Annotated in this window: 7 protein-coding genes and 7 pseudogenes; 12 read left to right on the forward strand and 2 right to left on the reverse strand. The window is 59.5% G+C overall.

Features of this window, described 5'->3' with window-relative positions:
- Positions 1-750 precede the first annotated feature (750 nt).
- From H8A95_RS36710 to H8A95_RS36740, 7 genes and pseudogenes are all read left to right on the forward strand, one after another.
- A complete protein-coding gene (locus H8A95_RS36710; RefSeq protein WP_229172188.1) occupies positions 751-1,380 on the forward strand; it encodes a NodA family N-acyltransferase in 630 nt (209 codons plus the stop codon).
- Positions 1,377-1,924, forward strand: a pseudogene (gene nodB, locus H8A95_RS36715) (chitooligosaccharide deacetylase NodB); the annotation flags it as partial. The gene H8A95_RS36710 and the pseudogene nodB, both read left to right, overlap by 4 nt.
- 203 nt (positions 1,925-2,127) lie before the next feature.
- Positions 2,128-2,874: a sulfotransferase gene (locus tag H8A95_RS36720; RefSeq protein ID WP_229172187.1), complete on the forward strand. Its 747-nt coding sequence runs from the start codon at positions 2,128-2,130 to the stop codon at positions 2,872-2,874.
- Between the two features lie 313 nt (positions 2,875-3,187).
- Positions 3,188-3,966: pseudogene (locus tag H8A95_RS36725) on the forward strand (IS110 family RNA-guided transposase); the annotation flags it as partial.
- Positions 3,963-4,359 (forward strand): annotated as a pseudogene (locus H8A95_RS36730) (DDE-type integrase/transposase/recombinase); the annotation flags it as partial. The pseudogenes H8A95_RS36725 and H8A95_RS36730, both read left to right, overlap by 4 nt.
- A gap of 46 nt (positions 4,360-4,405) precedes the next feature.
- A pseudogene (locus H8A95_RS36735) lies at positions 4,406-5,772 on the forward strand (IS30 family transposase).
- 37 nt (positions 5,773-5,809) lie between these two features.
- A pseudogene (locus H8A95_RS36740) lies at positions 5,810-6,067 on the forward strand (IS3 family transposase); the annotation flags it as partial.
- 84 nt (positions 6,068-6,151) lie between these two features.
- Here H8A95_RS36740 and H8A95_RS36745 read toward each other — a convergent pair.
- Positions 6,152-7,093, reverse strand: a complete 942-nt coding sequence (locus H8A95_RS36745) for a LysR family transcriptional regulator (RefSeq protein ID WP_229171741.1) — start codon at positions 7,091-7,093, stop codon at positions 6,152-6,154.
- Between the two features lie 690 nt (positions 7,094-7,783).
- Between H8A95_RS36745 and H8A95_RS36750 the strand changes: the two are divergent.
- From H8A95_RS36750 to H8A95_RS36760, 3 genes and pseudogenes are all read left to right on the forward strand, one after another.
- Positions 7,784-7,897, forward strand: a pseudogene (locus H8A95_RS36750) (IS66-like element accessory protein TnpA); the annotation flags it as partial.
- Positions 7,898-8,173: 276 nt separating this feature from the next.
- Positions 8,174-9,352, forward strand: coding sequence for an IS66 family insertion sequence element accessory protein TnpB (gene tnpB / locus H8A95_RS36755; RefSeq protein WP_229171739.1), 1,179 nt, complete (start codon positions 8,174-8,176; stop codon positions 9,350-9,352).
- The gene (locus H8A95_RS36760; RefSeq protein WP_229171737.1) at positions 9,345-9,476 is read left to right on the forward strand and encodes an IS66 family transposase; all 132 of its coding nucleotides are present in this window, start codon (positions 9,345-9,347) and stop codon (positions 9,474-9,476) included. The genes tnpB and H8A95_RS36760 overlap by 8 nt, the downstream gene beginning before the upstream one ends.
- A gap of 269 nt (positions 9,477-9,745) precedes the next feature.
- Here the strand turns inward: H8A95_RS36760 and H8A95_RS36765 are convergent.
- Positions 9,746-10,302 (reverse strand): annotated as a pseudogene (locus H8A95_RS36765) (transposase); the annotation flags it as partial.
- A gap of 1,332 nt (positions 10,303-11,634) precedes the next feature.
- Between H8A95_RS36765 and H8A95_RS36770 the strand changes: the two are divergent.
- Positions 11,635-12,315 (forward strand): response regulator transcription factor, encoded by a 681-nt coding sequence (locus tag H8A95_RS36770; protein WP_229171735.1) that lies wholly within the window; start codon positions 11,635-11,637, stop codon positions 12,313-12,315.
- A gap of 74 nt (positions 12,316-12,389) precedes the next feature.
- A partial coding sequence (locus H8A95_RS36775; protein WP_229171743.1) for a type II and III secretion system protein family protein occupies positions 12,390-13,260 on the forward strand: 871 nt, incomplete at its 3' end.

Consider the following 13,260-nt stretch of genomic DNA (forward strand, 5'->3'; position numbering starts at 1 on the left):
CGCTATACTCGCACATAGGCGCAGGCGCGGATATGACGCCGGTTACTCTCGGGAAGAGCCGGGTGCGGGAAAGCCGCCCGCCCGGATCTGTGAGGGCAAAGCCGATTGGCCGAGCTACTCGACCACGATCTTCGTGCGGCAGCCTACGCACACCCTCGTCCCGTCGAACCGTGTCGCTCTAGGATGCGCGCTCGACATGAGCAATTCCGGGAGATTAAGAAAACTGCACCGCGCCGGAGAAGCTCACCGGCTCATCGGTGAGTGGCAGCAGATCCAAGCTGACGGGCGGAGCTTTCCGCACGAGACACCAAGAATGTCCGAAAACGCACGATTCTGATAAAATCGGAAAGGCTGATCCTGAATAGGCGATCGGATTAGGTTCGGTTGAACCAGCTTTTGCTAAACAAGTGAGAGGTGAACGTGCAGCCTCGCGAATTGCGGGCAGCCAGCCCCTGTGCGGGCGGTACTACAAGTTCGCGGCCGCTCATTGCGATAGTTCGTTGTGGAAATGGCGCCTAGCCGGGGCGACAGTCGCGCCCATAGGCCGCTAAATCAAGTGAATACTGGTGCCACAACGATGGCCTTTGAAGCGCATGATGTGGATCGATCCATAGCGTGGATGTGTTATATCGAAACAATCAATTGTACTAATTGTCAGGAATGGCGCATAGGACAAAGACCTCGTTTCAGGGACAGCCATAGAAACCGACCTACTCGCTTGCAACACATCGCTCCGAGGTCAAGGTGCCCATGAACATTGCCGTATCCAGCTCCACGGGAAGGCTCTCGACGCGCGCTCAGGTGCAGTGGACGCTGCGCTGGGAAAGTGAGTTGCAACTCGAAGATCATGTCGAACTCGCCGAGTTCTTTCGAGCGGCCTATGGACCGACAGGGGCGTTTAATGGAAAACCATTCGAAGGAAGTCGAAGTTGGGCCGGCGCGAGGCCTGAACTCCGTGCAATAGGCTATGACTCGCGAGGTGTGGCGGCTCATTTGGGACTACTGCGCCGTTTCATCAAGGTTGGCGCGGTCGACGTGCTAGTGGCCGAGCTAGGCTTGTACGGGGTGCGTCCGGATCTTGAGGGAATTGGAATCGGCCATTCACTCCGCGTCATGCATCCAGTGCTGCACGAGCTTGGGATTCCATTCGCCTTCGGCACGGTTCGGCACGCGCTGCAGAAACATATTTCAAGGTTAGGCCGACACGGTCTGGCGACGATGGTATCGGGGGTTCGCGTGCGGTCCACTCTTCCGGATGCGCGTCTCGACAAGCCGCCTACGCGCATCGAGGATGTCGTCGTCGTAGTTTTGCCGATTGGACGGTCGATGGCCGATTGGCCGACCGGTACGATCATTGATCGGAACGGGCCAGAGCTGTGAGACACCCCGACTTCTTATCCGGACTGTGCAACGATTACGCTGACGCCACCGGATCTCACAGCCTTTATTTGACGTTTGATGACGGTCCCAATCCGCTTTGCACGACGGACGTTCTGGATGTGTTGGCGGAACAAGGTGCCGGCGACTTTCTTCGTCATCGGCACGTACGCTGCGGACCAGCCGAAGCTAATTCGACGAATGATTGCAGAAGGGCACGAAGTCGCTAACCACACGATGACGCATCCTGACCTATCTAGATGCCGGGCCCTGCGAAGCACAGCGTGAAATACTTGAGGCGAACAGGGTGATCAGGACCAGACCTCTATACGGCACATCCGGGCGCCGTATAGCATTTGGACTGACGAAGTGCTCGCCACATCGGCCAAAGCTGGACTGGGTGCGTTGCACTGGTCGGTAGACCCGCGAGACTGGTCTCGTCCTGGCGTCGAGTCGATTGTCAATGCGGTACTGTCTTCGGTCCGGCCAGATGCAATTGTGTCTCTTGCATGATGGGTGTCCTCCCTGCGAGCTGGAAAGAGCCAGCCATGCTGGTCGCGATGCAGAGGCTCTCCGAGTTCCAGCTAAAGCACAACATCGCCAACCTGAAAGTCAGCGTGTCGCGAGGTCCTTATGTTATCCAGTCAATTTGTCAGCTTTATGTAATGTCTTCCAAATGATTGGCCGGAGTTTACGCCGTCGAGTCACCTTCCCTCAAGCCTCTTGACTATGTCACCTAAGGAACATGCAGTGAACCACCCCACTCTGTCGCCTGAGCCGTTTGTAATTCTTGGCATGCCAAGGACCGGTACGCACTATTTAGAAGAATTGCTAAACGAGCATCCGAACGTGCTGAGCAACGGCGAACTGCTGAATCCATATGATAAGAATTGGCCCGATAGGGATCGTCTACTGCACAGCGATCACGAGCTTCTAGAACTTGCGTACCTCCGCTATCCCATGCGGAGCGACAAGCAAGTGACGCGCGTCGGCTGCAAGATCAACGAACCTCAGTTTCACGACCGTCCGGGCTTCTTTGCCGGCCTGACCCGTTGGCCAGGCCTCAAGGTCATCCTCGTTCGCAGAAACATCTTGGAATCGCTACGATCCTTGGTGCAGGCAAGGCAAACCCGTGAATGGCTGAAATACCGTTGTGACAACGATGACGCGCCGCCCCCGCGCGTCAGATTGTCAGTCACAGCTTGCGAAGCTTACTTCAAGACGGCCGACGATTTCCACGCCCGGGTCGCGCACTCCTTCTCGCTGACCAACATACTTGTAGTCGAGTACGAGAGTCTTCTTCGGGAACCCGCCGCTTGCTTGGCAACGATATGGGATTTCCTGCGGATCCCAGCGTTTCAGCTTTCTGGTCGCACCATCCTTCAGCGCCAGGAAGCACGATCGCTGGACCATACGCTAACGAATTTTCATGAGTTGCGGCTTCACTTCGCAGGCGGACCTTACGCCAGGTTGTTTGAGGTCGGTAAAGTCTGCTGACCATCGCAGCGGCGAGCGACAGTGCTCCAGGTGGCCTCTAACAGGTCTACATAGGCAGCCATGTGCCCAGACTCGCCAAGCCCTGTGATGGGGGAGATCAAGAATCACCAGGCGAAGGACACAGTTGAGCGGCCGAGGCGTAGACGACCGGCATGCCGACCACCCGTCCGCTCTTTATAGCCGCCATCGCTTTCCGCCGGATTGATCGTAAGACCGTATGTCCGTCTCTGCCGATGAGGTGGCTCGCCCTACACTGCACGTCCGAGGGTTGCTCGGGCGGTCCGAGCCGATCCTCATCACAGGAGGACGAGCCGTGGCGGATTATAGGGAAGCATTTGTCGGAATCGACGTCGGGAAGCTGAGAAACGCCATCGCGATCGCGGAGGCAGGCCGGGAAGGAGAGGTTCGCTTCTTCGGTGAGGTCGTTGCGTCGGTGACCAGCATGCGCCGGGTCATTGACCGGATCGCCAACCGAGCCGACGGGCTATGGTCTTTATCGCCTGATCCGATCGCTCGGCCACGAATGCACTGTGGTTGCGCCATCTCTGATCCCGAGGAAGCCAGGCGATCGCGTGAAGACAAATCGCCGCGACGCTGTTTCTCTCGCCCGGCTGCTGCGCGCCGGCGAGTTAACGCCAGTATGGGTTCCCGATCAGAGCCATGAAGCGATGCGCCCGAGCGGCGGCAGTTGAGACGATGCGGGTCCGCCGCCAACGGGTGAGTGCCTTCATGCTCAAGCACGGACGCACGGATCCCCGCAAGAAGGGCTGGACGATGCGCTATCTACGCTGGCTTCAGGAGCAGCAGTTCTATCACCCCGCGCATCAGATCGCACTCCAGGAAATGATCGAGGCGGTTCGCATCGCCAAAAAGCGGGTCGAACGTCTGGAACGCACGATCGAAGAGTTCGTCCCGGCCTGATCTCTGGAGCCGCTCGTGCGGGCGCTGCAGGCGTTGCGTGGGATCAATCTGATTGTCGCGGTAACATTCGCCACCGAGGTTGGTGATCTGAACCGTTTCGAAAGCCCGCGTCAACTCATGTGCTATCTCGGCCAGGTGCCGGGCGAGCGATCGACCGGAGGGACCGTCAGGCACATGTCGAGTTGAAGGCGCAGGGCCGCGGGGCGAGCCGTGGTCGCATCGAGCGATTGATGCGGCGTCATGGCATCAGGGCCATTATGGCGCGGCCCGCCGGGTGCGGACCACCGACAGTCGCCACGACCTGCCGATCGCCCCGAATCTGCTCGACCGCAACTTCATCGCCGCTGCTCCGAACCAGATCGGGTTGGCCGATATCACCTACATCGAGACCGATCAGGGCTAGCTCTATCTGGCCGCCGTCATGGATCTGTACAGCCGCAGGATTTTCGGTCCGGCGATGGCGGATCATTGGCGCGCGACCTGCCCTTGGCGCCCTTGCGGGTGGCGATCTCGGCGCAGCGGCCAGGTGCCGGCGTGATCCACCATTCCGGTCGCGGCGCCCAAGGCGGATTTAAACGGTCGTCGCAACACCCTGAAGTTGGAGGTTGCGATGAAAGTTGTAAGTCGACGTTCGGCGCGGTCAGGACGAGCGCCATTGCCATCGCCAGGCCGGCCGTCTACGGCCGGACGCGATGAACAGAATAGATTTTGGAAGGCGATTGCCACAGGGCAGAGCAGCGAAGATGCTGCGTTTGAGGCCGGATTATCGCAACCTGTCGGAAGCAGAGTGTTCCGAAAGGTGGGCGGCATGCCAACAGCGATGTTCAGATCTTCGGCCAAGCCTCTCTCCGGGCGCCACCTTTCATTGGCTGAACGCGAGGAGATCGCCCTTCTAAAGGTGCAGGGCCATTCCAGACGGGAGATTGGGCGCCGCTTGGGACGGGCTGCTTCGAAGATCTCCCGTGAATTGCGGCGGAACGCAGCCACCCGCGGCGGCGGGTTGGATTATCGGGCAAACAACTGCCCAATGGCATGCAGACCGATCTGCCTGCCGGCCCAAGCCGACCAAGCTTGCGCCCAACGCAGCCTTGCGCACTTATGTGGAGGAGAGACTTGCCGGCAGTGTTGTAGCCCCGAGCGGAGCTTGTATTGCTGGCCCCACCGTTCGGTGGAACGGCCGCCGGCATGGCCGGCGAAAGGATCGACGATGGGCCAAGGCATGGAGGCCTGAGCAGATTGCCCGACGTTTGCCGATCGACTTCCCGGACGACAAGACGATGCGCATCAGCCACGAAGCCATCTATCAGGCTCTCTTCGTTCAGGGCCGCGGTGTACTACGCAGCGAACTGACGGCCTGCTTGCGAACCGGACGCGTGTTGCGTGTGCCCAGGGGGCGCGTACGCAGGCGGGGCAAGCTCGCCGGAGATCATGATCAGCGAGCGCCCCGCTGAAGCGGCCGATCGAGCCGTGCCGGGACATTGGGAGGGAGACCTCATTCTCGGTCTTGGCAGCTCGGCGATCGGCACGTTGGTCGAACGCACGACGCGCTTCACAATGCTATTGCACCTTCCCCGGTTAGCGGGGCATGGCGAAGCTCCGCGTAAGAAGAACGGACCTGCGCTATCGGGACACGGGACGGAAGCTGTGCGGGACGCGATCTCGCGCACCATCATCACTTTGCCCGAAGAACTACGTCGCACGCTGACTTGGGATCAAGGAGCCGAAATGGCTCAGCACGACTGCCTCAAGATCGATGCGGGCATCCAAGTCTACTTCTGCGACCCGCAAAGCCCTTGGCAGCGCGGCACTAACGAGAACACCAACGGGTTGCTGCGGCAGTACTTTCCGAAAGGCACAGACCTGAGCATCCACAGCGCCGACGAGATATCCGCTGTAGCAGCGGCCCTCAACGCCCGACCGAGAAAGACACTGGGCTGGAAAACGCCGGCAGAAGCGCTTGACGAATTACTGTCATGAGTGAAAACAATTGGTGTTGCGACGACCGTTTGAATCCGCCCAATATGCCTCGGCGGATTACCGCACGCTGATGCAATCCGCCGGCCTCAGGGCGTCGATGAGCCGCAAGGGCAACTGCTATGACAACGCTCCGATGGAGAGCTTCTTTCACACGCTCGAGGCGGAGCTCGTCCAGCACACGCACTATGCAACACGGGCAGAAGCCACACGGGATATCTTTGCCTATATCGAGGCCTTCTATAATCGAACTCGTCGTCACTCCGCCGTCGGCTTTATCAGCCCGATCGAGATGGAGCTAAAAAAGCAGCTTAACCCTGTCCATTTTCTCGGGGGAAGATCAATGGTGCCAAGAGCAGGTTGTGAGACGCTCTGCGTAAACCTAGAGGTGTCTCAGTTTTCTCATCGTCTCACGAGAAGAAGCCATCCGCGAGGCTTCTTGCAACAACATCTCCCGCATCCAAGTACTTGTCGGATCGCTGGTGTGAAGGGCGGGCCACTGGATGGCCTCGGTGAATGTCGGAATTGGGAGCGGACATTTGACGATGCGGAGAGGCATGGCTTTTGCGAAATGCTCGGCCAACCTAGCGGGCATCGTTCCTATACGGTCCGTGCCTAACAGTACAGTCGGGATCATGCTAAGGCTCTGTACGATGACCTCGTTGCGTCGCTTGAGACCGTGCTCGAGCAAGAACCATTCCTCGATCGAGGGCTGCCGCGTACGCCCATACTTTACCGCAACATGCCCCATCGACATGTATCTCTCGAACGTAAGTTTCCGTGACAGTCGCTTGTTCGTGCTGCAGCCTACGCACACCAATGTATCGTCGAACAGTGTCGCCCTAGGATACGCGCTCGACATGAACAGGTCCGGAATAATGAGAAAATCGACTTCACCGCGCCGAAGATGCTCATCGGGCTCGTCGGCGACAGGCAGTAACTCGAATCTGACGGCGGGAGCTTCCCGCGCGACCCGCTCCACAATGTTTCGAAAGAAAACGAGTGTCGCGAAATCGGAAAGGCAGATCCTGAAGCGGCGATCCGATTGGGCTGGGTTGAAGTCCCGGGACATAATAGAGAGTTCGATGCGCAGCAAAGCCTCTCGAGTCGGGGCAGCGAGTCCCTCCGCACGAGGTGTTGGGACAAGTTCTCGGCCCCTCATCATGAATATTTCATCGTGGAAATAGCCCCGCAAACGGGCAACGGCCGCGCTCATCGCTGGCTGGCTCAAGTTAATGCTGCGTGCGGCCGCGGTGAGGTTCCGCTCGTTCATCAGGGCGTCCAGCGCGACTAGGAGATTTAGATCAAGTCCCTTGAAGCGCATAGTCCGAATTATCCAAGAGCTGGATACTCTTCGTTGAAACAAATCGATTTTAGCAATTCTGCGGAGTGCTGGATAGGACTTTCGGTCGGACGGGAATGGAATTTAGACACACTGGGATTGTTGCCCATCTTGCCCAGGCTCGAGAAACCTTCTCAAGTGGATGGAGCATCGATGTACGGAGCAGCGAGCGAGGCGCAATCGATTGCGGCCACACCTCGCGGCGGGTTGCGCAACCTGAATAGCGCCGGCTAGTGTCTCCAGACCTCCCTCGGATCGCGCAGTCCAGCCTGGAGCTATCTCAACTTTTCTGTATCGGCTGCTCACCTGTGGCTAAGGCTCGATTTACCGCGACGAGTCAGGAGCAACAGATTTCAATGACGGCGGGGCAACGCGATGAGCGAGATAAACCTGATCTCGGTATTCGTGGTTTCGGTCAATCGTCAGGTGGAGCGCCGAGCGTTGGAGTGACTGCCGGGAGTCAGAAGACCGGTGGCGGCAGTGATGGTGGCCATTTTTGCGGCCTTGGCCTGCTTTTGCCCGTTGTATCGTAACCGGTATGAGCCCCCACCTGGGCATCACGCGAATGAGCTGCGATACAGCCGGGTAACTGTATTTTGGAGGTGGGCTATGGCAGATGCCATGCATGAAGCCATGCTTGATGCCAGGCAGGAAGGCGGCTCCTATCGTCGGATCGAGGTGATCACGGGGCAACGTCGGCGACGGCACTGGACGGCGGAAGAGAAGGCCGGGATCACGGCGGAGAGCTTCGAGGAAGGGGCCGAGGTCGCTCGGCGCCATGGCGTGGGCTGCTGACGGTGTGGCGGCGCAAGTTCGCGACGGCAGCGAGCTTTCAGGCGCCAGGCTTCGTGCCGGTCCCGATCGCTTCCGAGAGCGGTCCGGCGACGGCAGACGAGCCGGACCGGTTAGCGTCCGCGGATAAGGTGCTGCCGCAGATGGCATCGCCTCCAGGTAAGCTTGGCGGGACGATCGAGATCGAGGTGGGCGGGCACGCATCCGGGTTGAGCCCGGAGTGGAGCTGGCGACGCTTTCGACAGTGCTATCGGCGCTTCGGGACAACCGTTGATTGCATTGCGGTCTGACCTCAAGGTGGTGCTGGCGGCACAGCCGGTCGACTTTCGCAAGTCGATACACACGCTATCGGCGCTGGTGAGCGAAGCGCCGCGTGCGAACCCGTATTGCGGCGACGTCTTCGTGTTCCGCAGCAAGCGCATGGACCGAGTGAAGCTTCTGGCGTGGGACGACAGCAGCATGGTGCTGGTGACGAAGTGGCTGCACCAGGGGCGCTTCACCTGGCCGCCGATCCGCGATGGCGCGGTGCATCTCGGTGTGGACGCGTGTCTCACCCAAGCCTGTGAAGCCGCCGGCCGTTGTTGGCTGAGAGGTGAGGATTTCGCTGGAGCATGGAGTGGGCGCACGTATCGTCTGATCATGGCGATTCGCCCCGACGCTCTCCCGACAGATCCAGCAGCGCTAACCGAGATGATGCTCGCGCTTGACGTCGAGAACGAGAAGCTGCGCGTGGCGATGCAGACGCTCAAGGAGATGATCTTCGGGAAGCGCTCGGAGCGGCTTGCGGTGATTGTCGCGGCCCAACTAGCTCTTGAGCTGGGCGATCTCGAGACCGACGCCACCACGCTACCTGCGCCGACCGACGACTCTGCGCCCGCGACGAAGCCGTCCGACAAGCCGCGCAAGAAGGCGCATCGCAACATCGGCGCGCTGCCCAAGCACCTGCCGCGTTGCGAGCAGGTGCTGGAGCCGGCGGCGACCGCGTGCCCTTGCTGTCAGGGTCGGCTTCACAAGATCGGCGAGGACGTCAGCGAGGTGTTGGACGTGATCCCGGCGATGCTGCGGGTGCTGCGGACGATCCGTCCCAAATACGCCTGCCACGGTTGCACCGACGGTGTGGTCCAGGCGAAGGCGCTGCCGCGTTTGGTTGAGGGCGGCATGGTATCGACCGCACTCGTGGCTCACGTGGTAGTCTCGAAGTTCGCTTGGTATCTGCCGCTGTACCGCCAAGTGCAGATCCTGGCTGGCCAAGGCATTCATCTCGACCGCGCGACGCTCGCCAACTTGGTGAAGCGTGCGGCTTGGTGGCTCAAGAGCCTTTATGAACTTCAGCTGCGGACGATCCAGGCTTCGCCGCGGCTGTTCTGCGTCGAGACGCCGATGCCGGTGCTCGATCCCGGGCGACATCGCACCCGTATCTGCCAGTTCCTGGGCGCATGCCATGGATGATCGCCCATGGGGCGGCCCATCGCCGCCGGCGGTCGCCTATGTGTTTGCCGATGGCCGCGGCACCGAGGACATCGCCGGGCAATTGACCGGCTTCTCCGGCCCAGTAGATGCAAGCAAAATATAACTTCGCATGTGGTCGGGTGCTGACGTGTGTCCGGCCTCGTGATGCGACCCCGACACGTCGCGGGCCCTTATGGAATGCGTGGATTGGATCCAATTCGGCTGCGCGTGCTCGCCGGCACTCATCCACCTGTTGATTCTTCCAATCCCAGTCCTGACAATCGCGGCCACAATGCCCCACCGAATACAAGTTTCAGGGTGTTCATCTCAGGTCTTGGCCGTGCAAAACGGCATCAAAGGGCGTCGGTCCGGAAGCTAGCAACCGCGCTTGTCTCAGGCCGCGATCGCAGTGATCAGTGGCTTGGTCCCGACGATGTTCATGACCCGCGTCAGATTGTAGGACGGAGAGCGCCATCTCGGCGGCGACCTTCGGAAGGGTTTGGTGAGGAAGTCCGTCGCCCCAATGCGGGCCTTCATCTACCGAAGGGATGCTCGATTGTCTCGCGCCGCTGGCGCATCGCTTCCGGGTTTGCGTCAAGGCGCTGCGGCACGGCCTCGAGCAGATGCTCGTGCTCCCATTGTAATCCGCCGCTCTGATCCTGGCGTGCATTGGGATTTGAGCGCACAATTTTGCAGGCTGTGGTCCAGTAGCGCCGCAACATCTTGCCGTCTTCTTCGTTCGGTAGCGATAAGGTAGCGCTCCCCAGCTGGGCAGCGATAGGCGTCATCTTCCGGCAAATAGACAAAGTCCTGGTTACCGAAGCGTCCGTCCCCGCCTTGGCATTCGACGTCTGCGGCTTGGGCAGCGTCACTGTGATGCCGGCCTCGTGGCAGGCGAGGATCTCCGGGCTGTTGAAGTAGCCGCGATCGGCTACAGCGTCGAGCGTCTCGGTCTTGAGAACGACCTTTGAACGCATTCAAGAAAGATTGCCTTTCATGCGCACCACTTGCTGCGGCCCATACGTCCGCCGTGCGACGTCTCTATCGACGAAATGCCTGCCAATTCAAGACGCGCTGGACTTGCCCTCGCGCAGATCGATTGTGCGCCCCAGGCGGGGGTCATCGCTGCGTCGGGAGGCCACAAGTTCGTAGGTATTGACGTAATCACCGCTCGAATGGGCTTGAACCGCACGTAACGTCAGATTGTAAGCTTTCTGACAAGTCGCGACGTTCTCTGTCGCCCGACATTTCTGGCAGGTACCAAGAATTGCGAATGTCTCAACGTCTCAAGGTCGCGCCGACCGGCTCGGTCACGCTTCTCGAGCACTCCTCCCGAAGACACCCTGTCGGCGTCACCGATGCACCGGGAAACGTCCACGGGCTCGTTGCAGGCGGAACGCCACGTGCCGATCGAGAGCAGGACGCGCAACCTTCTCCTCGCCCTCGCCGCACGCAACGCAGCGCCAATTTTGAGATCAGATCAATCCGTCGCTGTTCGTGGCGAGAGACGAAATACGGCCGGCGACACCGCCTAACTAGGTGCGTGACGTTGCAGACCTGGGATCGCACTCATCGCGCAACAACTGTGTTCGATGCGCCGCAACGCTGGCGATGTTGGAGGCGATCGAATGACTGCACCGCTCGCGTTCGCCAGGTCAGGTTGCCGGCTATCGAGAGAACTTGTCTTTAGCTCGAACGCACTCGGTCGTTTCGTCCAGCGGCTTTCGGCGCATGGGCCAGCTGCGACACGTCACCTGCCTTCAAATACGACACCTGCATTTGCCGTGACTTAGAGAGGCCACAAAGTCAACGGCATAGCAAAACCGACTTCGGACTAAGGCAACTTGGGAGCTCCAAATGCCAACTTCTTGTCTCTGTTCAGCTTCAACCCCAAAAATTCTCTTCACATTGGTTTCGACCGCGCGCATTTGCGCCAAGGATACCGCCACCAACAGGTCGACGACCGGAAGCACTGCGGCCATCGGCGCGCAGAAGTGCGAGCGGTTCACCAAGGCACATGATGCAGTGAATAATTTCATCCGGCTTCCGGGCGATACACTCACTTTGAGCATCGCCGACGACACGCGCCGTCACGGGCACGCCGGCGCGGTCACCTATCGGCCGGCAATGGATCGGGTGAGATTGATCTCGGCTCACCATCCCAGTGCTCCTGGCCGCCAATCTTCAACGCTTGTGCCGAAGCGATCGTTTTTCAGCTTCGCCCGATCTCGCGGTCGATCGTGACGCGCTCAGCTTGGTGGCGATGGACGAAAGGGAATCAAATGCGAATTCTCCTGGTCGACGACCATACGAATTTTGCGCGTGCAGTGAAGGAAGCGCTATTGAACGACGGTTTTGCGGTCGATCTGACGCGCACCCTGGACGAGGCGGCAGCCGCCCTTGATTGCGCCAGCTACGACGTTCTCCTGCTGGAGTTGGTTCTTCCAGATGGAGACGGCTTGACCTGGCTGAAGCATTTGAGGCGCGAGAGATGTTCGACGCCAGCCATGATGATGAGCAGCCTCAATGATCTCGGCAGGCGGATTGCCGTTTTCAACGCTGGCGCTGACGATTTCCTGCCAAAGCCCGTGTCGATCGACGAACTCATTGCTCGCATGCGAGCTCTTTTGCGACGGGCAACCCAAATGACAGCCCCGCTCGTTACGTTCGGCAATCTCAATTTCGATCCTGTCGCCAGACAAGTCTCGGTTGGTGATCGCATCTTGAGAATTGCGCGCCGAGAAGTGTGCATACTTGAGCATTTGCTCAGTCGCGCTGGCCGTACCGTACCGCGATCCTCACTGGAGGACAGCCTATATGCTTTCGACGACCATGTCACGACCAACGCGCTTGAGGTCGGAATCTACCGCTTGCGCTGCATTTTGAGTGAGTCCGGTGCGACGCTAACCATCAAGACCGCGCGCGGCGTCGGTTACTCCCTTGCGCTGAATAATGCCGCATAAGCGGCGTAGCTCGATCGAACATGAAAGTAAAGAGAGCCTTGAAGGCCTTCCCTAGTCGTGATGCTGGGCGCCGGATGATCGCCCTGTCGTACATCTCGTGCGCGGCCGCCCTACTGTTTCCATTGTGCGCCGCAGCTCAGACACAACGCGACGGCGTTCAGAGGGCGGCGCGCGCCACTGCTGATAGCCTTAACGGAACTCTTGATCTTGCCTCCTCTCAAGGTAAGACAATCCATCTCCCTGCGCCCGCGGCGAGCATCTTTGTTGCCGACCCGGCGATCGCCGACTATCAAGCGCCGTCGAACACGACCATCTTCGTATTCGGAAAAAAGTCGGGACGGACCAGCTTGTTTGCGTTGAACGATAACGGAGAAGCTTTAGCCGAGCTTCGTGTTGTCGTCAGGCAACCCGTCGAGGATCTCCGTGCCGCGCTCAAGGCTGAGCTCGGGGACTATCCAATCCGAGTCAGCTATACCCCACGCGGCGCGATTCTTAGCGGGACAGCGCCAAACGCCAATGTCGTTGATGCCGCCAAGAAGGTGACAGAGCAATTTCTCGGTGCGGGTGCACTAGTCGTGAATAAGATTCAGGTTGCTGGATCATTACAGGTCAACTTGAGCGTGCGCATCGCCGAAGTCTCGCGCAGCGCCATGAAGGAGCTCGGCATTAACCTCTCCGTCTCAGGTCAAAATGGCACGTTCGTTTTTGGCTTTAGCCGCGGCGGATCTGGCAGTACCGCCGCGGCTCGCGGCGGCGGGACGGCAAATATCGGATTCGGCGTTGGCGGGGCGAATGTCAGTGCTGTCCTTGACGCACTCGCCAGCGAACACCTCGCTTCGGTACTTGCCGAACCTAATCTTACCGCCATGTCCGGAGAGTCAGCAAGCTTCCTGGCAGGTGGCGAATTTCCCATTCCGGTCATGCAGGACAATCGGCAGGTCTCAG

Source organism: Bradyrhizobium oropedii, assembly GCF_020889685.1.
Classification (GTDB): Bacteria; Pseudomonadota; Alphaproteobacteria; order Rhizobiales; family Xanthobacteraceae; genus Bradyrhizobium; species Bradyrhizobium oropedii.

What these genes read in the sequence shown, in the direction of transcription:
- H8A95_RS36710 (WP_229172188.1), top strand. Translation starts at nt 751, where the DNA reads ATGAACATTGCCGTATCCAGCTCCACGGGAAGGCTCTCGACGCGCGCT.
- H8A95_RS36745 (WP_229171741.1), bottom strand. Translation starts at nt 7,093, where the DNA reads ATGCGCTTCAAGGGACTTGATCTAAATCTCCTAGTCGCGCTGGACGCC.
- H8A95_RS36760 (WP_229171737.1), top strand. Translation starts at nt 9,345, where the DNA reads ATGGATGATCGCCCATGGGGCGGCCCATCGCCGCCGGCGGTCGCCTAT.
- H8A95_RS36770 (WP_229171735.1), top strand. Translation starts at nt 11,635, where the DNA reads ATGCGAATTCTCCTGGTCGACGACCATACGAATTTTGCGCGTGCAGTG.